19 protein-coding genes and 1 pseudogene are annotated in these 24,351 nt (G+C 69.3%); 13 read left to right on the forward strand and 7 right to left on the reverse strand.

Going from position 1 to position 24,351, the window contains the following annotated elements:
• Both B3K53_RS13235 and dapF read right to left on the reverse strand, forming a co-directional pair.
• Positions 1-538, reverse strand: a pseudogene (locus tag B3K53_RS13235) (NADP-dependent malic enzyme); the annotation flags it as partial.
• A gap of 95 nt (positions 539-633) precedes the next feature.
• Positions 634-1,473, reverse strand: coding sequence for a diaminopimelate epimerase (gene dapF, locus B3K53_RS13240; protein ID WP_292084913.1), 840 nt, complete (start codon positions 1,471-1,473; stop codon positions 634-636).
• Between the two features lie 49 nt (positions 1,474-1,522).
• Here dapF and B3K53_RS13245 point away from each other — a divergent pair, with 49 nt between their 5' ends.
• The 6 genes from B3K53_RS13245 (at position 1,523) to B3K53_RS13270 (ending at position 11,344) form a co-directional block, all read left to right on the forward strand.
• A complete protein-coding gene (locus tag B3K53_RS13245) occupies positions 1,523-2,326 on the forward strand; it encodes a potassium channel family protein (RefSeq protein WP_292084914.1) in 804 nt (267 codons plus the stop codon).
• A gap of 115 nt (positions 2,327-2,441) precedes the next feature.
• Entirely contained in the window at positions 2,442-4,616 is a 2,175-nt protein-coding gene (locus tag B3K53_RS13250; protein WP_292084915.1) for a prolyl oligopeptidase family serine peptidase, read from the forward strand.
• 145 nt (positions 4,617-4,761) lie between these two features.
• Positions 4,762-6,966, forward strand: coding sequence for a prolyl oligopeptidase family serine peptidase (locus tag B3K53_RS13255; RefSeq protein ID WP_292084917.1), 2,205 nt, complete (start codon positions 4,762-4,764; stop codon positions 6,964-6,966).
• A gap of 241 nt (positions 6,967-7,207) precedes the next feature.
• Positions 7,208-7,924, forward strand: coding sequence for a DUF1223 domain-containing protein (locus B3K53_RS13260; protein WP_292084918.1), 717 nt, complete (start codon positions 7,208-7,210; stop codon positions 7,922-7,924).
• A gap of 73 nt (positions 7,925-7,997) precedes the next feature.
• Complete coding sequence (locus tag B3K53_RS13265) at positions 7,998-9,953, forward strand: potassium transporter Kup (protein ID WP_292084919.1); 1,956 nt, start codon at positions 7,998-8,000, stop codon at positions 9,951-9,953.
• A 47-nt stretch (positions 9,954-10,000) separates the two neighbouring features.
• Complete coding sequence (locus B3K53_RS13270) at positions 10,001-11,344, forward strand: RsmB/NOP family class I SAM-dependent RNA methyltransferase (protein ID WP_292084920.1); 1,344 nt, start codon at positions 10,001-10,003, stop codon at positions 11,342-11,344.
• A 3-nt stretch (positions 11,345-11,347) separates the two neighbouring features.
• Here B3K53_RS13270 and B3K53_RS13275 read toward each other — a convergent pair whose 3' ends face one another.
• Entirely contained in the window at positions 11,348-11,767 is a 420-nt protein-coding gene (locus tag B3K53_RS13275; protein WP_292084921.1) for a metallopeptidase family protein, read from the reverse strand.
• 145 nt (positions 11,768-11,912) lie between these two features.
• On the opposite strand from B3K53_RS13275, the gene B3K53_RS13280 reads away from it, so the two are divergent.
• Both B3K53_RS13280 and B3K53_RS13285 read left to right on the forward strand, forming a co-directional pair.
• Positions 11,913-14,225 carry a sensor histidine kinase gene (locus B3K53_RS13280; protein ID WP_292084923.1) on the forward strand — a complete coding sequence of 771 codons (2,313 nt, stop codon included), beginning with the start codon at positions 11,913-11,915 and terminating at the stop codon, positions 14,223-14,225.
• Positions 14,226-14,278: 53 nt separating this feature from the next.
• On the forward strand, positions 14,279-15,133 hold the full coding sequence (locus B3K53_RS13285; RefSeq protein WP_292084924.1) for an HAD family hydrolase: 855 nt from the start codon (positions 14,279-14,281) through the stop codon (positions 15,131-15,133).
• Positions 15,134-15,137: 4 nt separating this feature from the next.
• Here B3K53_RS13285 and B3K53_RS13290 read toward each other — a convergent pair whose 3' ends face one another.
• Positions 15,138-16,082 (reverse strand): LysR substrate-binding domain-containing protein, encoded by a 945-nt coding sequence (locus tag B3K53_RS13290; protein ID WP_292084925.1) that lies wholly within the window; start codon positions 16,080-16,082, stop codon positions 15,138-15,140.
• A gap of 89 nt (positions 16,083-16,171) precedes the next feature.
• Here B3K53_RS13290 and B3K53_RS13295 point away from each other — a divergent pair, with 89 nt between their 5' ends.
• Complete coding sequence (locus tag B3K53_RS13295; protein WP_292084926.1) at positions 16,172-16,309, forward strand: hypothetical protein; 138 nt, start codon at positions 16,172-16,174, stop codon at positions 16,307-16,309.
• 121 nt (positions 16,310-16,430) lie between these two features.
• Positions 16,431-18,074, forward strand: a complete 1,644-nt coding sequence (locus tag B3K53_RS13300) for a leucyl aminopeptidase (RefSeq protein ID WP_292084927.1) — start codon at positions 16,431-16,433, stop codon at positions 18,072-18,074.
• A 10-nt stretch (positions 18,075-18,084) separates the two neighbouring features.
• Here the strand turns inward: B3K53_RS13300 and greA are convergent, their stop codons facing one another.
• Positions 18,085-18,561, reverse strand: coding sequence for a transcription elongation factor GreA (greA, locus tag B3K53_RS13305; protein ID WP_292084928.1), 477 nt, complete (start codon positions 18,559-18,561; stop codon positions 18,085-18,087).
• Positions 18,562-18,610: 49 nt separating this feature from the next.
• Here greA and B3K53_RS13310 point away from each other — a divergent pair, with 49 nt between their 5' ends.
• From B3K53_RS13310 to B3K53_RS13320, 3 genes are all read left to right on the forward strand, one after another.
• A complete protein-coding gene (locus tag B3K53_RS13310) occupies positions 18,611-19,837 on the forward strand; it encodes an NAD(P)/FAD-dependent oxidoreductase (RefSeq protein ID WP_292084929.1) in 1,227 nt (408 codons plus the stop codon).
• A 78-nt stretch (positions 19,838-19,915) separates the two neighbouring features.
• Positions 19,916-21,571 carry a M28 family peptidase gene (locus tag B3K53_RS13315; protein WP_292084930.1) on the forward strand — a complete coding sequence of 552 codons (1,656 nt, stop codon included), beginning with the start codon at positions 19,916-19,918 and terminating at the stop codon, positions 21,569-21,571.
• A gap of 31 nt (positions 21,572-21,602) precedes the next feature.
• Positions 21,603-22,748 carry a serine hydrolase domain-containing protein gene (locus B3K53_RS13320; RefSeq protein WP_292084931.1) on the forward strand — a complete coding sequence of 382 codons (1,146 nt, stop codon included), beginning with the start codon at positions 21,603-21,605 and terminating at the stop codon, positions 22,746-22,748.
• A 2-nt stretch (positions 22,749-22,750) separates the two neighbouring features.
• On the opposite strand, the gene B3K53_RS13325 is transcribed toward B3K53_RS13320, so the two are convergent.
• Both B3K53_RS13325 and rarD read right to left on the reverse strand, forming a co-directional pair.
• Positions 22,751-23,302 carry a YybH family protein gene (locus B3K53_RS13325; RefSeq protein ID WP_292084933.1) on the reverse strand — a complete coding sequence of 184 codons (552 nt, stop codon included), beginning with the start codon at positions 23,300-23,302 and terminating at the stop codon, positions 22,751-22,753.
• 31 nt (positions 23,303-23,333) lie between these two features.
• Positions 23,334-24,338 carry an EamA family transporter RarD gene (gene rarD / locus B3K53_RS13330; protein ID WP_292084934.1) on the reverse strand — a complete coding sequence of 335 codons (1,005 nt, stop codon included), beginning with the start codon at positions 24,336-24,338 and terminating at the stop codon, positions 23,334-23,336.
• Between the last annotated feature and the right edge of the window lie 13 nt (positions 24,339-24,351).

The raw sequence follows: 24,351 nt of genomic DNA on the forward strand, positions 1-24,351 counted from the left end.
GGCCGGCGGTCGAGATGATGGCCGTGCCGTGCTGGTCGTCGTGGAAGACCGGGATGTCCAGCAGGTCCTGCAGCTGGGCCTCGATCTCGAAGCATTCCGGGGACTTGATGTCCTCAAGGTTGATGCCGCCCCAGGTGTCGCCGATGTTCTTGACCACGGTGACGAACTCGTCGGGGTCGGTGGTCTTCACCTCGACGTCGAAGCTGTCGACGTCGGCGAAGCGTTTGAACAGGACCGACTTGCCCTCCATCACCGGCTTGGAGGCCATGTGACCGAGGTTGCCCAGGCCCAGGATGGCGGTGCCGTTCGAAATGACCGCGACCATATTGCCCTTGGACGTATAGTCGTAGGCCTTGTCCACGTCCTCGGCGATGGCCAGGACCGGCACGGCCACGCCCGGCGAATAGGCCAGCGACAGGTCGCGCTGGGTCGCCATCGGCTTGGTCGGGGCCATGGAGATCTTGCCCGGGGTCGGCGCGCTGTGGAACTCCAGGGCGTCGTCGTCGGAGAAGGTCTGTTTGTCGGTCAATTCGGGCATTTCGATCTCGGGAAGGGCAGGCGCCTCTCGTTCCTAGATCGTGGGACGGGTGGGGACAACCGTTGACGCAACGTCAGGCGGCGGATTGCTGAGCTTTATGACAAGAGCCCGGTGCGCTCGATCTCGACCGGGCCGGTCATGAAGACGTGATCGGTGGCTTCATCCCAGTCGATGATCAGCTCGCCGCCGTCGACGATCACGGTCGCCTTGCGAGCGGTCAGGCCGCGCCGGGCGGTGGCCACCAGGGCCGCGCAGGCGCCGGTGCCGCAGGCCAGGGTCAGACCCGCCCCGCGCTCCCACACCCGCAGACGGATATGATCGTGGTCTATGACCTTGGCGAAGCCGACATTGACGCCCTCGGGGAAGAGCGGGTGATGCTCGACCAGGGAGCCCGAGCCGCGCACGAAGGCGTCGTCCTGCTGATCGGTGAAGAAGACCACGTGGGGATTGCCCATCGAGACCGCGCCCGGCGTGTGCAGGACCGGAGCGTCGATCGGCCCGACCTGAAGTTCGATGCCGCGCGTGTCCATCTCCTCGGCGATCGGCACCTGGGACCAGTCGAGACGGGGCTGACCCATGTCCACGGTCACCAGATGATCCCCCGCCCGACGCGCGGTGGTGGGCCCGCCGAGGGTGTCGATGACCACTTCCTCCTTGCCGGTCGCTTCCAGCAGCAGCCAGCCGACGCAGCGCAGGGCGTTGCCGCAGGTCTCGACCATGGAGCCGTCGGCGTTCCAGACGCGCATGAAGGCGTCGGCGGTCTCGGAGGGCTCGACGCCGATCAACTGGTCGAAGCCGCCCAGACCCGCCGCTGGGTCCGCCAGGGCGCGCACCTGTTCCTCGGTCGGGTGGAAGCCTTCCTCGAAGGCCTGGACGACGATGAAGGCGTTTCCGGCGCCGTTCATGCGGATATAGGGGCGAGCAGCCTGGGTCATGTCCGCCTTCATATAGGATTTTTCGCCGGTTCATGTATCGCTGGCGACGATGGCGTCAGAGCACAGCGAAACCGGCAAATCCGAAGGTCTGCGGCTGAGGGCGCGGCTGCGCTACCTCTATCACGGCTCCCAGCCGGCGGCGGTGAAGTTCCGCCTGATGGTCATCGTCATCGACCTGGCCATCATCGCCTTCTTCCTGGCCACGCCGATCCTCAAGGAGGCGGGCTGGGTCTTCTATGTGATGGACTATCTGATCGCCGCCGTTCTGGGGCTGGATCTGGCGGCGCGGGCCTATGCCTATTCCGACATCCGCGACTGGCTGAAACGGCCGATCGTCTGGGTCGATCTGTTCGTGCTGGCGACCCTGCTGTTCCCGGTCTGGCTGGCCAACCTCGGCTTCCTGAGGCTGCTGCGGCTGTGGAGCCTGCTGAACAGCGACCTGTTCTGGCGCACCATCGGCCGCCGCTTCGACGACACGCGGGTCGAGGAAATCACCCGGGCCCTGGCCGCTCTGGTGACCTTCGTCTTCGTGGTGACCGGTTTCGTCTACGCCTATTTCCGCGGGCGGGCCGAGCACATCAACGGCTATCTGGACGCCCTCTATTTCACCGTCGCCACCCTGACGACGACGGGGTTCGGCGACATCACCCTGCCGGGCAACTGGGGCCGGGTCATCTCGATCATCGTCATGCTGGTGGGCATCACCCTCTTCATCCGCCTGGCCCAGACCCTGATCCGGCCGCACAAGGTCAAGTTCCCCTGCCCGACGTGCGGTCTGCAGAAGCACGATCCCGACGCCGTCCACTGCAAGGCCTGCGGCCAGATCCTGTGCATCCCGGATGAGGGCGATTGACGCCCGTTCCGTCGTCGCTGCGACGAAAGATGACAGGCTTGTAAGATTTCCGCCGCTTGCCGCGGTCCTCGTGTCTCGCCAAGGTGCCGCCCGATTTCTGTTGGGGAATGAAAACATGATCCGCACTCTGGCGTCCGCCGCCGCCCTTCTTCTCGCCGCCGGAGCCGCTCCCGTCGCCATGGCCCATTCGACCGACACGCCCGCCGCCGCCTCCACGCCGGGCTTCGCGACCAGCGACGCGACCGATCCCTACATCTGGCTGGAAGAGGTCGAGGGCGAGCGCGCCATGGCCTGGGTCAAGACCCACAATGAGCATTCCCTCGGCACGCTGCAGGGCGACCCGCGCTACGAGGCCCTGCACCAGCAGGCGCTGGACATCGTGCAGTCGCGCGACCGCATTCCCTCGCCCGGCTTCACCCACGACGGCCACATCGACAACTTCTGGCAGGACGCGACGCATGTGCGCGGCATCTGGCGTCGCACGACGCTGGACAGCTACCGCACCGCGACGCCGACCTGGGAGACCATCCTCGACATCGACGCCCTGTCGGCCGCCGAGGGCGCCAACTGGGTCTACAAGGGCGCCAGCTGCCTGCCGCCCGAAGAGCGTTACTGCCTGGTCTCCCTGTCGAACGGCGGCAAGGACGCGGTCACCATCCGCGAGTTCGACAGCGTGACGAAGACCTTCGTCGAGGGCGGCATCAGCCTGCCGGAATCCAAGGGCGGCGCCAGCTGGATCGACAAGGACACCCTGCTGATCTCGCGCGACTTCGGCGAGGGATCGCTGACGGATTCGGGCTATCCGCGCACCGTGCGTCTGATGAAGCGCGGCCAGAGCGTCGATCAGGCGGTCGAGGTCTTCGCCGGCCAGAAGACCGACGTCTCGGTCTCGGGCTACACCCTGCGCGACGCCGACGGCGTGGTTCAGGCGGTGCTGCTGAACCGGGGGATCAACTTCTATGAAAGCGAAACCTGGCGCCTGAACGCCGACGGCTCGACGACGAAGCTGGAGCTGCCGCTCAAGGGCAATATCAACGCCCTGGTCGCCGGCCAGATGGTGGTGACGACGGATCAGGACTGGACCGCGCCCTCGGGGCAGGAATTCAAGACCGGCGACGTCATCGCCTGGAACCTGCAGGCCTGGCTGGCTGATCCCAAGACCCCGGCGCAACTGATCATTCGCCCCGGCGAGCGCGAGGCCATCGAGGGCATCAGCGCCACCCGCAACACCCTGGTCGTGGCGCTTTATGAAAACGTGCGCGGTTCGGTCTATGTCTACCGTCCGAACCCGTCCGGCGAATGGGCGCGCACCCGTCTGGACCTGCCGCAAAACGTCACCGTCGGCGTCGGCTCGGCTTCGGAGCAGGACGACAAGATCTTCGTCAGCGTCGCCGGCTATCTGAACCCGTCCAGCCTCTATCTGGCGGACGCGGCGACCGGCGCGGTCGCCCTGACCAAGTCCCTGCCCGCCAAGTTCGACGCCACGGGCATGCGGGTGGATCAGTTCGAGGCCCGTTCGGCCGACGGCACGATGATCCCCTATTTCGTCGTCCATAAGGACGCCATGGCCATGGACGGCTCGAACCCGACCCTGCTCTACGGCTATGGCGGCTTCCAGTCGTCGCTGCTGCCCGGCTATTCGCCGACGGTCGGCAAGCTGTGGCTGGAGCGCGGCGGCGTCTATGTCATCGCCAATACGCGCGGCGGCGGCGAGTTCGGTCCGAAATGGCACCAGGCGGCCCAGCAGGAAAACCGTCAGCGCGCCCACGAGGACTTCCAGGCCGTGGCCCAGGACCTGATCACGCGCGGGATCACCTCTCAGCCGCACCTGGGGATCATGGGCGGCTCACAGGGCGGCCTGTTCATGGGGGCCATGCTGACCCAGCGCCCGGACCTGATCAATGCGGCGGTCATTCAGGTGCCCCTGTTCGACATGCTGCGCTTCCACAAGCTGCTGGCCGGCGCCTCGTGGATCGGCGAATACGGCAACCCGGACATCCCCGAACAGCGCGCCTGGATCGAGGAATATTCGCCCTATCAGCGTCTGGCGGCGGGCCACCCCTATCCCGAGGTCTTCATCCACACCTCGACCAAGGACGACCGCGTCCACCCCGGCCACGCGCGCAAGGCGGCGGCGCGGATGGAGGAGCTGGGCTACCCGGTCCTCTTCTATGAAAACACCGACGGCGGCCACGCGGCCGGCGCCAACCTGCGCGAAACGGCTCGCCGCATCGCGCTGGAATACACCTATCTGACGCGCCGCCTGATGGACGAACCGGCGCAGCGGTAACCCCCCTGCCCGCTCATCCCCGCGGAAGCGGGGACCCAGGTTTGAGCCTCGCGCTCGAACCTGGGTCATGAGCGAAAATTCCTACGGCGGCTTATCAGGCCAAAGCACTGGGTCCCCGCTTGCGCGGGGATGAGCGGAGAAAACCATGAAGTCCCTGTTCCTGTCCGCCGCCCTGCCGGTGCTGATCCTCGCCGCCGGTCCGGCCTTGGCCGAGAGCGCGCCGGTCGATCCCGCCGCCGCCTCTGCGACCAATCCGCCCCCGCACTTCCCGCGCGATCTGTCGCCCGAGGGGGTCAAGGCCGCCGACGATCATCTGGCGCTGGAAGAGGTGGACGGGGCCGAGGCCCGCGCCTTCGTCGCCGCCTCGAACGAGAAGGCGCTGTCGGCCCTGACCGGCGACCGCCGCTACGAACCCTTCCGTCAGCAGGCCGAGGCCATCCTGACGGCGACCGACCGCATTCCCGGCGTCAGCTTCCTGGGCGAAGGCCTGGGCAATTTCTGGCAGGACGCCGCCAATCCCAAGGGCGTCTGGCGCCGCACGACCCTGGACAGCTATCGCAGCAACCAGCCGCAGTGGGAGACCCTGCTGGACATCGACGCCCTGGCCAAGGCCGAAGGCCGCGACTGGGTGTTCAAGGGCGCCAACTGCCTGGCCCCCGACGAGACCCGCTGCCTGATCAACCTGTCGGACGGCGGCAAGGACGCCGTGACGGTCCGCGAGTTCGACCTGACCACCAAGACTTTTGTGGATGGCGGCTTCGTCATCCCCGAGGGCAAGCACCGCCTGACCTGGCTGGACCGCGACACCCTGCTGATCGCCACCGACTTCGGCCCGGGCACGATGACCGAGTCGGGCTATCCCTTCATCGTCAAATCCCTGAAGCGCGGCCATCCCCTGGCCCATGCGGCCGAGGTCTATCGCGGCCAGCAGTCGGACGGCGGCTATGGCGTCTCGCCCATGGTCTTCCGCGACAAGGCCGGGGCGGTCGAGGCCGTGCTGTTCAGCCGCCCGCTGGACACCTTCCGCTCTGAGATCTGGCAGATGGTGGAGGGCAAGCCGGTCAAGTTGAACCTGCCGGAACGGGTCTCTGTCGAGGGGGTCATCAGCGGCCGATTGGTCTTCTCAAACGAGCAGGACTGGAGCTTCCAAGGGGCTGACTTCAGGGCTGGATCGCTGCTGGCCTTCTGCCTGCCTTGCCTATATCCGCAGGCGCCCGGAGAGATCGTCATCACCAACGCGGCGCCCGTGATCTTCGCGCCGTCCGCGCGCCAATCGGTCAGCGGCGTGAGCGTGATGGATGATCACGTCGTGGTCGCCATCAACGACAATGTTGTGGGTCGCCTGGCCGTGTTCGAGAACAAGGGCGAATGGGGCTGGCCGCGCTCTGACATCGCCGTCCCCCCCAACAGCGCCGTGGGTCTGGGCGACAGCTCCAAGGCCAAGGGCGGGGTCTTCGTCTCGACCCAGGGCTTCCTGACCCCGCCGACCCTCAGCCTGGCGGACGTCTCGACCGCCGCCCTGACCGAGCTGAAATCGGCCCCGGCCAAGTTCGACGCCTCCACCCATGTGGTCGAGCAGTTCGAGGCGACCTCGACCGATGGGACGAAGATCCCCTACTTCGTCACCCGTCCGAAGACCCTGGCGATGGACGGGACCGGTCCGACCATCCTGTTCGGCTACGGCGGCTTCCAGGCCAGCTTCCCGCCCGCCTACAAGCCGGAGATGGGCAAGCTGTGGCTCGAGAACGGCGGCGTCTTCGTTCAGGCCAACATCCGAGGCGGCGGCGAGTTCGGCCCCGGTTGGCACCAGGCGGCCCTGCGTGAAAACCGCCAGCGCGCCTTTGACGACTTCGCCGCCGTGGCCCGCGATCTGGAGCAGCGCAAGATCACCGGCCCGCGTCACCTTGGCATCTATGGCCGCTCCAACGGCGGAGTCCTGACCTCGGTGTCGATCACCCAGCACCCGGAGCTGTTCAACGCGGCGGTGATCGAAAGCCCGCTGATCGACATGCTGCGCTATCAGGACCTGCCCGCCGGCGCCTCGTGGATCGGTGAATACGGCGACCCGCGCATCCCCGGCGACGCCGAGTTCATCGCCCGCTACTCGGCCTATCAGCAGCTGCGGCCCGAGGTGAAATACCCGCGCGTCTACATCACCACCAATACGCGCGACGACCGGGTCCACCCCGGCCACGCCCGCAAGTTCGCGGCGCGCTTGGGCGACCAGGGCCACGACCACCTCTATTACGAGGACACGGCGGGCGGTCACTCCAACGACGCCGATCCGGTCGCCAACGCCCGCCGTTGGGCAAGGCATTACGTCTATCTGGCCCAGCAACTGATGGACTGACCCTCGGCGTCATCCCGGAAGCGGCTTCGCCGCTATCCGGGATCGCCCAAGGCGCGGACGTCGGCGTCCTGGGCGGTCCCGGCTCTACGGCCGGGATGACACGCGGCCTCAAGCAACGCGAAGCGCGATAGGCCAAGGAAGTCTGTGAGGTTTCACCCTTCACGGTTTTATGAGCGGCGCGGACGGGCCGAGCGGCTAGGATCGTCGGATGACGGCAAAGGGCTTGATCAGGATCGGGGTGATGGCGGCGGCAGGCCTCTGCCTGTTGACCGCCGCCGCCGCGCCGCCGCGCGAACGCGACGCCGCGGTCCAGCCGGTGGTGGTCGAGTTGTTCACGGCCCAGGGCTGTTCCGGCTGTCCCGAGGCCAACCGCACTCTGGAGGCGGTGGCGAACGCGCCGGGAGTCATCGCCCTGACCTACGGCGTCGGCTACTGGGACTATCTGGGCTGGTCCGACACCTTCGCCAAGCCGGAGTTCGCCGCCCGCCAGCAGGCCTATCGCCAGGCCTTGAAGCTGCGGAACGTCTCGACGCCCCAGGTGGTGGTCGATGGGCGGCGTCAGCTGTCGGGCGCCCGCTCGCCCGAACTTCAGGCCGCCATCGACGCCGAGGCCGCCGCGCGCCTGCATCCGCCCGAGATCGAATTCCGCGAGACCGGCGACCGGGTCGGGGTCGGTTCGGGCCGCCCGCCGCGCGGCGGGGCCGAAATCCTGGCCGTCGTCTATCAGCCGGGCCTGCAGACCGTCGAGGTGCGCCAGGGCGACAATCGCGGTCAGGCCGTGCGCCACGTCAATGTGGTGCGCCAGGTGCATCGTCTGGGCGACTGGACCGGCCGCCCCGTCCTTTTCGCCCTTCCGGGCGATTCCTCGTCTGAAGACAACGTCGTAGTTCTGGTCCAGGCCAAGGCCGACCGGCGCATTCTGTCGGCGGCGCGGCGGGCGGAACCGAGGCCCGATTGAACCGCTGACGGAAAGGGTCTAAAGGCCCGCCGCTGTTAATGGGCGCGCCCTCCGCGCGGCCCGGAGGTCATGCATGGCTGGGGATACGCCCCGCGGCGACGCGACAACGTCCGCCGCAAACGCTTCCGAACAACCGAACGCCGGGACTCCCTCTCCGCAGGGACACGGCAAGGCGACGCATCGCGCCCTGATCCTGGGCGCCATCGGCGTGGTCTTCGGCGACATCGGCACCAGCCCGATCTACGCCCTGCGCGAGGCCATTGGCCACGCCCAGAAGGGGGTCGGCGGCGAGCTGGCCATCATCGGCGTGGTGTCGCTGGCCTTCTGGGCCCTGATGGTGGTGGTGACGTTCAAATACGTCATGTTCCTGATGCGGGCCGACAACAAGGGCGAGGGCGGCACTCTGTCGCTGATGGCCCTGGCCCAGCACGCGGTCGGCCGGCGCAGCGCCTGGCTGTTCATCCTCGGCGTCTGCGGCGCGGCCCTCTTCTACAGCGACGGCGTCATCACGCCCGCCATCTCGGTGCTGTCGGCGGTCGAGGGGCTGAAGGACGCGCCCGGCCTGAACGGCGAACTGGATCCCTTCATCCTGCCGATCTCGGCGGGCATTCTGATCGCCCTCTTCCTGGTCCAGTCGCGCGGCACGGCCGGCCTGGCCAGGTTCTTCGGCCCCATCACCGCCGTCTGGTTCCTCAGCCTGGGCGTGTTGGGTCTGACGCACATCTTCGACGACATCTCGATCCTGCGCGCCCTGTCGCCGACCTATGGCGTCGAGCTGCTGCTCAAGGACGGCTTCCTCGGCTTCGTCATCCTCGGCAGCGTCTTCCTGGCCGTGACGGGGGCCGAGGCCCTCTATGCGGACATGGGCCACTTCGGCAAGGCGCCGATCCGTCAGGGCTGGCTGTTCGTGGTCCTGCCCTGCCTGACGCTCAACTATCTGGGCCAAGGCGCCTTCCTGCTGGACAACCCCGGCGCGGCGGACAACCCGTTCTGGAACATGGTGCCGCAGATGATCTACTGGCCCATGCTGATCCTGGCCACGGCGGCCACGGTCATCGCCAGCCAGGCGGTCATCACCGGCGCCTTCTCGGTGACCCAACAGGCGGTCCAGCTGGGTCTCCTGCCCCGCATCGACATCCGCAACACCTCCGAGACCCTGGCCGGCCAGATCTACGTCCCGGCGGTCAACAGCCTGCTGATGATCGGCGTGCTCTTCCTGCTGCTGACCTTCCAGTCGTCGCACAATCTGACGGCGGCCTACGGCGTGGCCGTCACCGGCACCATGCTGGTCAACACCCTGATGTCATGGTCGGTGGTGACCAAGAAGTGGAAGTGGCCGATGTGGGCGGTGCTGGGCACCCTTGTGCCGTTCGGCATCATCGACGGCGTTTTCCTGACCTCCAACCTGCTGAAGATCCCCGACGGCGCCTGGATGCCTCTGGTGCTGGGCGGCGGCCTGGTGCTGATCATGTGGACCTGGGTGCGCGGCACCCAGATTCTGACCGAGAAGACCCGCAAGGACAGCCTGCCCCTGCATGACCTGATCGAGATGCTGAAGGCGCGGCCGCCGCATCGCGCGCCTGGCACGGCCATCTTCCTGACCTCGGACCCCGAGGTCGCGCCGGTGGCCCTGATGCACAACCTCAAGCACAACAAGGTGCTGCACGAGAAGAACGTCATCCTGACGGTCCATACCGCCGACCGGCCCCGCGTGGCCGACAGCCAGCGGGTGACGATGGAGCCGATCAGCGACGACTTCAAACGGCTGACCATCACCTACGGCTTCATGGAGACGCCAAACGTGCCGCGCGCCCTGGGCCTGTGCCGCAAGCAGGGTCTGAAGTTCGACATCATGTCGACCAGCTTCTTCCTGGGCCGTCGCTCGGTGGTGCCGTCGGCGCGTCAGGGCATGCCCTTGTGGCAGGACAAGCTGTTCATCTTCCTGATGCGCAACGCCGCCAATCCGACCGACTTCTTCCATATTCCGCCCGGCCGCGTGGTCGAACTGGGCACGCAGGTTTCCGTATGAGTGGTGGTACGCCCAAGGGCAAAAGTTCGGCCGCGCGCGGTCGTCGCATGGCTGAAAAGTCGCGTCCGCGCCGTGAGGCCAAGCCCGAGGTGGTCGCCGACGACCCCCACGCCGACATCGGCGTGGAGGCGCGTCTCGTCGCCGGCGTCCTGCTGAACGCCGCGCTGGAGAAGCGCACGGGTCTGGATGAGGCCCTCGGCCAGTCCCCGGCCAAGGACCTGGCCGGTCCCGACCGCGCATTCGCCCGCGCCGTGGCCATGGCCGCCCTGCGCCGTCTGGGCGAGATCGACCAGATTCTGGATCGCCGCCTGCAGAAGGCGCCGCCGGCCCCGGTGCGCACCATCCTGCGCGTCGCCCTGGCCCAGACCCTGGTGTTGGGCACGCCGGCCTTCGCCGCCGTCTCGACCGCCGTGAAACTGGCCGAGCGCGACGCCAAGACCCGGCCCTACAAGAACCTCGTCAACGCCGTCCTGCGCGGCGTCGACCGCGACGGCCCCGGCCTGACAACCGCCGAGTCCAACCTGCCCGACTGGCTGGCGGCGCGCTGGAAGGCGACCTACGGCGAAGCCAATCTGATTGGGCTCGCTTTGGCTACCCGGGAGGAGCCCGCCACCGACCTCAGCGCCAAGCCTTCGGTCGATCTGGCCGCCCTGGCCCAGGACGTCGAGGGCGAGGTCCTGCCCGGCGGGACGGTCCGCACCGGCAAGCGCGGCGACGTGGCGGGCTGGCCCGGCTTCGAGGCCGGCGACTGGTGGGTCCAGGACGCCGCCGCCGCCGTCCCCGCCCGCCTGCTGGGCGCCAAGCCCGGCGAGACCGTTCTGGACATGTGCGCCGCCCCCGGCGGCAAGACCCTGCAACTGGCTGCGGCCGGCGCCCAGGTCGTGGCCGTGGACCGCTCGCCCGCCCGCCTGAAGCGCCTGCGTCAGAACTTCGACCGCACCGGCCTGCCGGTCGAGGTCGTGGCCGTCCCGGTCGAGGACTGGGAGGATGCGCGCACCTTCGACGCCGTCCTGCTGGACGCGCCCTGCACCGCTACCGGCACCTATCGCCGCAATCCGGAAGTCCTGCGCGCCACTCGCCCCGCCGAGGTCGCCAAGCTGGCCGACGTGCAGCATCGCTTGCTGGACGTGGCGGCGGAGAAGGTGAAGCCGGGCGGCCGTCTGGTCTATTGCGTCTGCTCGCTGGAACGCGAAGAGGGCGAGACCCAGGTCATCGCCTTCCTGCGCCGCAACCCGGCCTTCCGCACGGTCGCCGCCGTTCCGACTGAGATCGGCGCCCCCGACGAGGCCCTGACGGCCGAAGGCTGGCTGCGCATCCTGCCCTCGCAATGGGCCGAACGCGGCGGCGTGGACGGCTTCTTCGCCGCCCGCCTGGAGCGGATCGCCGACTAGGCCTCAGTCCTCGTCCTCGATGGCGTGGATCTGGTCGTCGTCGAGGCCGAGGTGATGGCCGATTTCGTGGATCAGGACGTGGGCGATGATCTCGGCCAGGCCGACGTCGCCGCGCTCGCACCATTCGTCGAGGATGGGGCGGCGATAGAGAAAGATGCGCGATGGTTCGGCCGCCGGACCCATGGCGTCGCGCTCGCCGATGTGGACCCCGGAATAGAGGCCGGTCAGCTCGAACGGGTCCTCGATCTCAAGATCCGCCAAGGCGTCTTCGTCGGCGAAGTCGTCGACTCGGATGACCACCTCGCCCGCCGCCTGGCGGAACATTTCGGGCAGTGCGGCGAAGGCGGCCTCGGCCAGGCGCGCGAAGTCGTCGAGTGAGGGGGCGGACTGATCGTTCCACGCCGGGTTCGGGGTCTGGGTCATGGTTCGGATATCGCTCGCGCCGGGGCAGGCTGCAATCCGTCGTCTCGCCGCATCGCAAATCGCGCAATCAGGGTATGGTAAACGCGAATCGGTCGGCGCCTTCGAGGGCGCTGCTGCTTCGTTCGACGAATTTTCCGGGGACAGGATGGCCGAGGCCGACATCGCCTATGTGGCCACTGCGGGCGCGGCGGGCCTGGCGCTGGCGATCAGCGCCTGGGCCTGGCGGCTGCGCAAGCGCCTGGGCGCGCGCGAGGCCGAGGTCGAGGTCTGGCTGGCGAGCGAGCGCGCCCACGCCGCCGCCTGCGAGGGCGCCCTCAACGTCTTCGACGACGTGCGGCTGGCCCTGACGCCCGAGGGCGCGGCCCAGTCGGTGTTCGGCGCCCCCGAAGCCCTGGCGGTTCTCGCTCCAGGCCGTCAGGGCGTCGCGGCGGCTGAGGTCATCGTTCGTGCACTGACGGAGACCCACACGGGGCACATGGAGGGGCTGGTCCAGCGCGGCGAACCGTTCGAGACCCTGCTGGAATCCGCCGATGGCGCCTGGGCGGTCGAGGGCCGCGCTCTGGGCGGGTCGGCCTGGCTGCGGCTGTCGAAGCTGGGCGGGGCCGAGACGGCGGCTGACGCCGGTCTGGGCGCCCTGGCCGAGGCCTCGCCCGCCCCGACCTGGGTGGTCGACGGGGCGGGGCAGCTGATCTGGGCCAACAAGGCCTGGCTGACGGAAGTCCGGGCCGAAACCCTGGCCGAGGCGCACGAAGCCGGCCTCAGCTTCGACCGAGGCGCCGATGTCGTGGTGGCCGAGGCGTCGCGTCTGAACGCGCGCCAGGAAGGCTTCCGCTGGGTGTCATCGGACGGTCGCCGCAAGGCCTGGCGCATCCTGGCCGAGCCTTTGGCGGGCGGGCGCGGCGCGGTCATCGCCTTCGCGATAGACATGACCGAGGCCGAGGAAACGCGCGACAACCTGCGTCGTCACGTCGAGGCCCATGACGAGACCCTGAACCACCTGGCCGACGCCGTGGCCATCTTTGGCCCGGCCAAGCGGCTGGCTTTCCACAACACCGCCTTCCAGCAACTGTTCAACATCGACCCGGCCTGGCTGGACGAGCGCCCGACCCATGCCGAGCTGCTGGACCGCCTGCGCCAGAAGCGCCAGCTGCCCGAGGTCATCGACTATGCGGGGTGGAAGGCTCAGGAGCTGGAGTTCTACGGCGCCGCCCAGGCCGCGCCGGATGACAGCTGGTCTCTGCCCGATGGGCGGACGCTGCGGGTCGTTCGTCAGCCTCACCCCCTGGGCGGCATCCTGCTGATCTTCTCGGATATCACTGACGAGCTGCAACTGCGCAGTCGCTACAACGCCCAGATCCAGGTCCAGACGGCCACCCTGGACAAGCTGAACGACGCGGTGGCGGTCTTCGGTTCGGACGGCCGGCTGAGGCTCCACAACGACGCCTTCGAGATCTTCTGGGGCGTTTCCGCCGAGAAGCTGGCCGAGGCCGGGGAGTTCGACGCCGTGGCCGCCTTGTGTCGGCCTGTGCTGGACGACGCCGCCCTGTGGCTGGGGCTCAAGGCGCGGGTGGCGGATCCGGACCCCGAAAGCCGCGTGCCGATCGCGGGCGAGGCGCGCACCGACGACGGACGGGTGGTGGCCTGGCAGACCCGCCCGCTGCCCGACGGCGCCACCCTGGTGGCCTTCTCCGACGTTACCGCCCGGCGTGAACTGGAACAGGCCCTGGCGGCCAAGGAAGCGGCGCTCGCCGAAAGCCAGGCGCTGAAACGCGAGTTCGTCGGCAGCGTCTCCTATGAGCTGCGCACCCCGCTGACCACCATCGTCGGCTATTCCGAACTGCTGGAGGCCATGGGCGACCTGCCTGAGCGCAGCCGCCAGCACGCCGGGGCCATCCGCGTCGCCGCCAGCCATCTGGCCCGCTCCATCGACGACGTTCTGGACATGGCCCAGATCGACGCCGGGGAGATGGAGCTGGCGCTGGGCGACATGCGCGTCTGCGACCTGCTGGAAGCCTGCGCCGAAAAGGTACACGGCAAGGTCGAGGGCCGCGGCGCCGTCCTGACCGTCGCCTGCCCGCCCCGCCTCAAGCCGATCCGCGCCGACGCCCGTCGCATCGCCCAGGCCGTCGACCACCTGCTGGAGAACGCCTGTCGCGCCGTCTCCGAAGGCGGGGCCGTGACCCTGAGCGCCGAGGTCGGATCGGGCGAGGTCCGCATCCGCGTCGAGGACACCGGTCGCGGCATCCCCTATCACCTGCAGGCCCACGTCTTCGACCGCTTCGTCCGGCGTGAGCGCGGCGGGCCGGGCGTGGCCCTGGCCCTGGTCAAGGCCCTCGTCGAGCTGCACGGTGGCTGGGCCGAGGTCCAGTCCGAGCCGGGCAAGGGCGCGGCCTTCATCCTGCACCTGCCGGTCGAGGCCACAGCGCCGACGGCGGCCCCGGAACTGCTGTTGGGCTGATGTTTCGTCCATGTCGTGCTAGAGGGCCTGTCCAAGCCCTCTAGGACGCCCCCATGGCCGACACGACCCGCCCCCTGCTCAAGACCGCCATCATCTATGATTTCGACGGCACCCTGGCGCGGGGCAACATGCAGGAGGTCAGCTTCATCCCCTCGATCGGGATGACGCCGGCCCAGTTCTGGAACGAGACCGTCCGACCCCGGACCATCGCCTCCGACGGCGACGGCATCCTGATGTACATGCAGATGATGCTGCTCGCGGCGCGCGAACAGGGCAATCCCGTCACACGCCAGACGCTGCAGGATCACGGCCGCGACGTGGCCCTGTTCGAGGGTCTGCGGGACCGCAGCTGGTTCGACCGGATGAACGAATTCGGTGCCCAGTACGGTCTGGAGATCGAGCACTACATCATCTCGGCGGGGCTGGAGGAGATGATCCAGGGCTGCCCCATCGCCGAGGCCTTCACCCACGTCTTCGCCTCGAAATACGCCTATGACGAAAACGAGGTCGCCGTCTGGCCCGCCGTCGGCGTCAACTACACCACCAAGACCCAGTACCTGTTCCGCATCAACAAGGGCGTGCACAACCACTGGGACGACGAGCGCATCAACCGCTTCATCCCCGACGAGGAACGCCCGATTCCGTTCGACCGGATGATCTTCCTCGGCGACGGCGACACCGACGTCCCGACCATGAAGATGATGCACACCAAGGGCGGCTTCTCCATCGCCGTCTATGATCCCGACAACACTCCGCGCGACCACAACAAGATCCACCGCCTGATCTCGGAAGACCGAGTCAACTTCGTCGCCGAGGGCGACTATCGCGAGGGCACGCCCGTCGACCTGATCGTCAAGGGTCTGATCGGCCGCATCGCCGTCAACTACGGGCGGATGCCGGCGGACTGAGGACCTATCCGCCGATCTGCCCGACTTCGCGTCCGGCCAGTCGCGCGCCCGCGACCACCGCCGGGTCGGCGCGGGCGGTGTCCAGCAGCCAGTCGCGGAAGCGGGCGATCTTGGGGGTCAGGCGGCGCGCGGGCGGGTAGCAGATCCAGTAGCCCTCGGCCAAGGCCACCGTCTGCTCGAAGGGCCGGACCAGCAGGCCGCGTTCGATCTCGCGCGCATAGAGGATGGGCGAGCCCAGGGCCACGCCCTGATCGCCCAGGGCCGCCGCCACCTCCATGGCCTGATTATCGGCCGTCAGACGCGGCGGCGGGGCCGTGTCGGCGGGCGAGACCTCGGCGGCGGCGAACCAGGCGGCCCATTCGCGCGGCTCGCCGACCAGATGGGCCCGCTTCAGATCGGCGGGGGTCTGCAGGTCCAGCCGGTTGCGCATGGCCGGGCTGCACAGGGGGGTGAAGACGGCGGGCATCAGAAAGCGGCTCTCCAGCCCCGCCCACTGGCCCGAACCGAAGCGCAGGGCCACGTCCAGCCCGTCGGCGCCCAGCATGGACAGGGTCGGGCTGGTGTCCACCCGCACGGCCAGATCGGGGTTGTCCAGTTGGAAGGACCCCAGCCGCGTCGCCAGCCACTGGGTCGCCAGGGTCTGAAGCGTGGTTATGGCCAGCACGCCCTGATCGGCCTCGACCACATCGGCCACGGCGCGACGCAACAGGGTCATGGCCTCGATCGCCGCCGTGGCCAGTCGCTCCCCCTCCGGCGTCAGCGACACCTGCCGCGTGCCGCGCACGAACAGGGGCCGGTCCAGCCTCTGCTCCAGATCGCGAATGCGCCAGCTGACCGCCGCCTGCGTCATGCCCAAAGCCTCGGCGGCCCGGGTGAAGCTGAGCAGGCGCGCGGCGGTTTCGAACACCCTCAGGGCGTCGACGGGAATGCGGGCCAGGATATCGATCATAAGCAAGCCTTATGCGTGAACCCTGTTCTCTCGTTTGTGAACATCGCCCGTCAACCTCATATTCTGAACACGCGAAAGGAGGACGACCGATGGAAGAGATGTACCGCACTCATAAGGAACCCGCGTGGGGCTGGATCGGCGCCCTGCTGGAGGCCCGCAAGTCTGCAGCGACCCAGCTCGCCGCCAAGCCCGCGCCGACGCTGCGGCCTCGCCGCGCCGCCTGCTGAGCCCTTGTCCGCGCCGCGACACGGCGTCGCGGACAGCCGCTCCCTCGCCGGAACGGTTTGCGCCGCTCCAGCGACCCTGGCCATAAGAGCCTCTTCATCGACACCGAGGGGGCTCCGACCGATGCGCCGCACTGCCAGTTTTTCGACCTTCGCCGCCGCTGCTGCTCTGGCGGCCGTCAGCCTGACTGTCGCCATGCCCGCCGAGGCGCAATCGCGCCGCGCCGCCGCTGTTGAAGCGCCGGCCGCCCTGACGCCGCGCGCGGCCCCGGCCGTGCAGCGCGCCGTGACCTTCGCCGCCGCCCCGGGCGAGCCCTCGGGCGCCCTGGTTCTGCCGCTCGGCGCCGAGGGTGACCTCGCCACGCGCGGCGCGGCCCTGACGCCCGCCGTGCGCCAGGCGATCGCCGCCGCCCTGACCGCCGCCCGCTTCGACTACAAGGCCCGTCAGACGCTCAGCCTGCACGGCGTCGGAGGCTGGGACCGCATCCTGGTCGTGGGCCTGCCCGCCGCCGCCAGGACCGCCGAGGTCCAGACCGCCGGAACCGTCGCGGGTCGCGCCCTGATGGCCCAGCCCGGCGCCATGACCGTCCTGACGGCCGGTTTGTCCGCCGACAGCGCCGCCGAACTGGCTGCGGGCCTCGGCCTCGGCCAGTACCGGTCCGACCTGCACCGCACCACCGGCCGCGACGCGGCCGCGCCGGGCGGGATCACGCTGATCACCGCCGACCCTGCTGCTGCTCAGGCCGCCTACCGCCGTGGCGCGGCTCTGGTCGAGGCCATGGCCTGGACCCGCGACATCTCCAACGAGCCCGCCAACGTCATCTACCCCGAAAGCTTCGTGGAGCGCGCCCGCGCCGCCTTCGCCGGCGTGCCCGGCGTGGAGATCGAGGTGCTGGACGTGCCCGCCATGCAGCGCCTCGGCATGGGCTCGCTGCTCGGCGTCGGCCAGGGCTCCGCGCGCCCGCCGCGCCTGCTGGTGGTGCGCTACAAGGGGCAGGGCGCGCCCGACGCCGGACCCGTCGCCCTGCTGGGCAAGGGCATCACCTTCGATTCCGGCGGCATCTCGATCAAGCCGGGCGCCAACATGGGCAATATGAAGATGGATATGTCGGGCGCCGCCAGCGTCGTCGGCGCCGTCCTGGCCCTGGCCAAGGCAGGCGCGCCGGTCGATGTGGCCGCCGTCGCCGCCCTAGCCGAAAACATGCCCGACGGGAACGCCATCCGGCCCGGCGACGTCCTGACCGCCATGAACGGCAAGACCATCGAGGTCATCTCGACCGACGCCGAGGGGCGTCTGGTGCTGGCCGACGCCGTGGTCTGGGCTGACACCCGTCTGAACCCTGCCGCCATCGTGGACGTGGCCACCCTGACGGGCTCGGTCGGCGGCGCCCTGGGCAATGACTATGCGGGTCTGTTCAGCCGTCACGACGCCCTAGCCGACCAACTTCGGGTCGCAGGCGACGCGACCGGCGAGCGCCTGTGGCGCCTGCCGTTGCACCCCTCCTATGTCGGGGCCACCAGCTCGACCATCGCCGACATCAAGAACTCCGGCGAAGGCGGCGCGGGGGCGGGCACGGGGGCTCACTTCATCGGCTATTTCGCCCGCCCCGAGACGCCCTGGGCGCATCTGGACATCGCCAACATGGCCTATGGCGGCGCCAGCGACGTCAAACCCGCCGGGTCGGCCGGCTTCAGCGTGCGCCTGCTGGAACGCTTCGTGCGCGACTTCCAGCCGGTGGCGAAAGAGAAGGGGACCGGCGGCTTCTAAGCCGTCGCCTTCAATCGACGGCGACGATTTCGACCGACTGGCCCGCCACGCTTGCCTCGTCGCCGACCCGCTTGCCCATCAGGGCGCGGGCCAGGGGCGAGACGTGGCTGACCGAGCCCTTGGCCGGATCGGCCTCGTCCTCGCCGACGATGCGCCACGTCTGGGTGCGGCCGTCCTCGCGCTCAATGGTGACGGCGCCGCCAAAGCGCACCCGCCCGTCCGGCGACGTCTCCAGCAACTGCGCCGAGGCCCGACGCGCCGACCAGTAGCGCAGGTCGCGCGTGGCCCGGGCCATGGCGGTGCGGTCGGCCTCGATCGCGCCCTTGACCTGCGCCCCTGAATAGGCCGCGCGGGCTGCGGCCAGTTCGACCTCGATCTGGGCCAAGCCCTCGGGCGTCACATGGTTGGAATGGGGCGAGATCGGGCGGTCCACCAGGTCGGCGGCCGTGGCTTCCAGATCTTCTTCTCGGGTGAAGGCGACGCTCATGAGGACAGAGCGTATGCCGTTCGCGGACGTTCCGGTCTAGGAAGGCGTGATGACCGACGCGCCTTCCTCCACATCTCCGACTGTCGCCGTGATCGGCGCCGGCCCCGCCGGGCTGATGGCGGCCGAGCGTCTGGCCCAGGCGGGCCTGCGCGTCACGGTGCATGAGCGGATGCCCTCGGTGGCGCGCAAGTTCCTGATGGCCGGACGCGGCGGGTTGAACCTGACCCATTCGGAGGCGCTGAAGCCCTTCCTGAACCGCTATGACGCCCCGGCGCGGGCGCGGATCAGCGGCTGGCTGGACGCCTTCTCGCCCGCCGACCTGACCGCTTGGGCCGAGGGTCTGGGGCAGGCGACCTTTGTCGGTTCGTCGGGCCGGGTCTTCCCCAAGGCCATGAAGGCCTCGCCCCTGCTGCGCGCCTGGCTGGCGCGGCTGGAGGGGCTGGGCGTCGAGGTCCGCACCCGCTCGCGCTGGACCGGCTGGACAGACGGGGCGCTGAGCTTCGACACCCCCGAGGGCGAGCGGCTGGAACGGCCCGACGCCGTGGTTCTGGCCCTCGGCGGCGCCAGCTGGGCCAGGCTGGGTTCCGACGCCGCCTGGGTTCCGGCTCTGGAAGAGGCCGGCGCCGCCGTCGCCCCCTTCCTTCCCGCCAATGTCGGCTTCGACCTCGCCTGGTCGCCCCTGTTCCGCGAGCGCTTCGCCGGCCAGCCGCTGAAGGGGATCGCCCTGAGCCACGCCGGGCGCGCGGTGCGCGGCGAGGCCATGATCGCCGCCTATGGCGTCGAGGGCGGAGCGATCTACGCCCTGTCGGCGGACCTGCGCGACGCCGTCGTGCGCGACGGATCGGCCGCGCTGACCCTCGACCTGCGCCCCGACCAGTCGCAGGAGGCCCTGACGCGACGCCTGTCGAGGCCGCGCGGCAAGGACAGCCTGTCCAACTGGCTGAGGAAGGCCGCCCACCTCGATCCTTTGGCCCTCGCCCTGCTGCGCGAGGCCGGGCTTTTGCCCACTGAACCCGAAGCCCTGGCCGAACGCATCAAGGGCGTGCCCCTGACCCTGACCGGGGTGCAGGGCCTCAGCCGGGCCATCTCCTCGGCCGGGGGCGTCACGCTGGACGCCGTGGACGAGCGCCTGATGCTCAAGTCGCGCCCCGGCGTCTTTCTGGCGGGCGAGATGCTGGACTGGGAGGCGCCGACCGGCGGCTATCTGCTGCAGGCCTCGTTCGCGTCCGGCGTGGTCGCGGCGCAGGGCGCGGTGGACTGGCTCGAGGCGCGCTGATCGACCAAGGGCGGGGGTCGACAGGCGGGGCGCGAGGGGGCAGCGTGTCAGCCTTCTCTCGCTGACCGAGTGCGCTTCATGTCAATGTCCCGTTCCGCCGCCGCTCTTGGCCTGATCGCCGTCCTGATGACCTCGACCTCGGCTCTGGCCCAGACGGCCCCGCTTGGCCGTGTCGACCCCCTGCGGCTCAGCGAGGCGACGCGGGTTCTGGCCTCGGACGAATTCGAGGGCCGCGCCCCGGTCACGCCCGGCGAGGACCAGACCATCGCATGGCTGACGCAGCAGTTCCAGGCGCTTGGGCTGGAGCCCGGAGGCCCCGAGGGGTCATGGGTTCAGGTCGCTCAGGTCAGCCGCACCAGTCAGGACGGACCGGCGACCATCAGCGTCACGGCCAAGGGACAGACCACCGCCCTGCAACGGGCGACCGACGTCATCGTCTCCTCGGATAGGCCGGTCAGCCACATCGCGCTCAAGGACGCGCCCCTGGTCTTCGTCGGCTATGGCGTGGACGCGCCCGAGCGCGGTTGGGACGACTACAAGGGCGTCGACCTGACCGGCAAGATCATGCTGGTCCTGGTCAACGACCCCGACTTCGGCGCCCCGGAAGGCCATCCCGTCGCCGGCCAGTTCGACGGTCAGGCCATGACCTTCTACGGCCGCTGGACCTACAAGTTCCAGGTCGCCGCGGCGCATGGAGCGGCGGGCGTTCTGGTCATCCACGACACGCCGGGCGCGGGCTATCCCTGGTCGACGCTGCAGAACTCCTCGACCGCGCCCAAGTTCGACATCGTCCGCGCCGACCCGGACAAGGAGCGCGTCGCCGCCCAGGGCTGGATCCAGGGCGCGGTGGCCGAAAAGCTGTTCCAGGACGCCGGTCTCGACTTCGCCGCGCTGAGAGCCCAGGCCCGCACGCCCGACTTCCGCCCCGTGGCGCTGGACGGCGTCACCATGTCCATCGACTTCGGCCAGAAGGCCGACCGGGTGCAGACCCGCAACGTCCTGGCCCGCCTGCCGGGTACGACCCACCCGGACGAGACGGTCATGTTCGGCGCCCACTGGGACGCCTATGGCCGCGCCACGCCCAAGAACGGCGACGACATCTATAACGGCGCCGTCGACAACGCGACCGGGGTGGCGGCGGTGCTGGAACTGGCCCGCCTGTTCGCCGAGGGTCCGCGCCCCCAACGCTCGACCGTCTTCGTCAGCTGGGCGGCGGAAGAGACAGGCCTGCTGGGGGCCGAATACTACGCCGCCAACCCGGTCTGGCCGCTGGAGACGACGGTGGCCAACATCAACATGGACAGCCTGCTGCCGGGCACCGAGATCGACCCCAACATCGTTGTCATCGGCGCGGGCAAGAATGATCTGGATGACCGGCTGGCCGTCTTCGCCGGACGCGAAGGGCGCCGCCTGATCCCCGATCCGGCGCCCCAGGCCGGGGCCTTCTATCGCTCGGACCATTTCCCCCTGGCGCGCCGGGGCGTGCCCGCCCTGTTCGCCGCAGCGGGCTTCACCGGCCACAACGCCGCCAGCCGCGACTATGTCGCCAACCGCTATCATCAGCCCACGGATGAATGGACGCCGGAGTGGAAGATGGACGCCGCCGCGGCCGATGTTCAACTGCTCTATGAGGTCGGCGCCGCCCTGGCCAACTCGCGCGACTGGCCCGCGTGGAAGCCCGGCGACGAGTTCGAGGCGGCGCGCAACGCCTCGGCCGCCGCGCGCAAGCCGTGACCGCGACGGCCTGACGCGCTAGACCCCCGTCATGACCGACTTGCCCGAAATCCACGGCCTCTGCCCCGCCCGATTCAATGCGGTGAAGGACGCCTTCGCCGCGAACTTCGTCGATGCGCCCGAGGGGCTGAACGAACTGGCGGCGCGCTTCTCCGTCACCATCGACGGCGAAGTGGCCGTGGACCTCTGGGCCGGGTCGGCCGACACGGCGGGGCGCCCGCCCTTCACGGACAAGAGCCTGGTCCCGGTCTTCTCGACCGGCAAGGCGATCATGGCGCTGATGATCGCGCGCTGCGTCGACAAGGGCCTGCTGTCCTACGAAGACCGCGTCGCCGACCACTGGCCGGCTTTCGGGGCGGCGGGCAAGGACCGGTTGACCGTCGGCCAGCTGATGAGCCACCAGTCGGGCCTGCCGGGCTTCGACGGCGGGGTCGAGCCCGAGATCTGGTTCGACCGCCAGGCGGTGCTGGACAGGCTGGCGGCCCAGACGCCCCTTTGGGAGCCGGGCACGGCCTCGGGCTATCACCCCATCACCATCGGCTATCTGGCGGGCGAGCTGTTCCGCATCGTCGACGGGCGCAGCATGGGCGCGGCCCTGCGCGAGGACTTCGCCCGGCCCTTCGATCTGGACCTGTGGATTGGCCTGCCCGAGAGCGAGCACGGCCGCGTGGCCCAGCTGCGCAAACCCGCGGCGGCGCCGGACCTCGGCCCGATCGACGCGATCAAGAAGGCCGCCTTCCTCGACCGGGGCTCGGCGCCCGGCGGACGCGGTTCGACCGAGTGGCGCATGGCGGAAATTCCCTCGGCCAACCTGCACGCCACGGCGAAGGATCTGGCGCGGATGATGTCGATCATCGCCACGGGCGGCGCCCTGGACGACCTGCCCGTCCTGTCGCAGGACACACTGACCCAGGCGACGCGTGAACGCATCCACGGCCAGGACAAGGTCCTGCCCTATGTCATGAGCTGGGGGGCGGGCTTCACCCGCAACGCGGGTCTGGACGTCTTCGGACCCAATCCTGAGGCCGTGGGCCATTGCGGCTGGGGCGGATCCATGGCCTTCGCGGATCAGGCGACCGGGGTTTCGGCCGCCTATGTCATGACGCGCCAGTCGCCGCACCTGATCGGCGATCCGCGCGCCACGCGCCTGGTCGAGGCGCTTTACGCCGCGCTGTAAGTTCAGCCTTCCGCGCCCCAGGCCAGCTGGTCGTGGACGATGCGCCAGCCGTCCTCGGTGCGGCGCAGCACGCGGGTGAACAGGCCACGATGGGTCTTGCCTTCGCGGCGCATGAGCACCCGGCCCGAAACCACGGTGGTGTTGACGTCGAACTGCAGGGTCTCGAACCACTCATAGGTCATCTGACCCAGACCGCCCGGCTGGGCGGCGCGGGCCTCAAGGGCGGCGCGGACGGCGTCGGGTCCCTTCACCGGGGTGTCGCCGAGGAAGACCAGCAGCGGCTCGTCCTGGACATAGGTGGCCATGACCGCCTCGACGTCGCCCGAGGACCAGGCCTCGGCGGCGGCGTCCAGGGTGTTGCTGACGGCGTCGAAGGTCTCGGCCGTGGTCGGCACGACGACCGGCGGCGCGCTGGAGACCGGCGCCTCGCTGCGCGCCGTGCGGATGACTTCGTCGCCGCCGCCCTGCATGCCGACGCTCTGAGCGCAGGCGGATGAGCCGGTCGCCAGGACGAAGGTCATGGCGAGGACGGCGAGGGAGCGGGCGCGGATCATCGCCTCTTCTAGGACGGAACCGCCTCGGACCTCAACGCGAAGGACGCGCTTCGTCGTCCAACGCCGCCATACGGTCCTCGGCCGGGTCATCCAACAGGCCGGGTTCGGGCGCGACAATGGTCTCGGCGGTGCGGCTGGCGCGACGCACCTTGAGCACCGCGCCGACGGCGAAGACCGCCGCGCCCAGCCAGATGAAGGCGAAGGAGGCGATGCGCAGGGCGCCCAGGGCCTCGCCCTGGATCATGCCGATGAAGAATACGATGGTCGGGGCCAGGAACTGCAGGAAGCCCATGCTGGACAGGGGCATGCGTCGCGCCGCCCAGGCGAACAGGGCCAGCGGGATGACGGTCGCGGGACCGGCGAACAGCAGCCAGAAGGTGGCGGCCGGCGAGGCGGTGAAATGCCCCTGCCCCGTCGCCTCTATGAAGATCACCCAGGCCAGGCCTGGCGCGGCCAACAGCAGGCACTCCATGAAGAGCCCGGTCTGGGCGTCGACCGAGACGCGTTTCCGGATGATGCCGTAGGCCGCGAAGCTGAAGGCCAGCAGCAGGGACACCCAGGGCGCGTGGCCAAGCGCCAGGGTCTGCAGCACCACGCCGACGGCGGCCAGGCCGATGGCGGCGGCGCCGAAGCGGTCGATCCGTTCCCGGAACAGCCAGGCGCCGGCGGCCATGTTGAGCAGGGGATTGAGATAATAGCCGAGCGAGGCGTCCAGCGTCCGCCCGTTGTTCACCGCCACGACATAGGTGGTCCAGTTGGTGGCGATCAGCACCGCCGACAGGGCCAGCCAGCCCAGCACCTTGGGTTTACGGAAGACCGCGAGGACCTGGGTCCACTGGCGGGCGATGAGCACCAGCAAAAGCGCCCACAGCACGCCCCAGACGGCGCGGTGGCCCATGATCTCCCAGGCGTCGGCGCCCTGATGCGCCATCTGCTGGAAGACCAGAGGGATGAAACCCCACAGCAGATAGCAGCCCACCCCCGCCATCAGGGCGGCGCGGGCTTCGGACGAGTTGGCAGAGGGGGACGCGGTCACTGGGCGGACCTTT

Origin of the sequence: Brevundimonas sp. UBA7506 (genome assembly GCF_002479495.1) — a bacterium.
In the GTDB taxonomy this organism is placed as follows: Bacteria; Pseudomonadota; Alphaproteobacteria; order Caulobacterales; family Caulobacteraceae; genus Brevundimonas.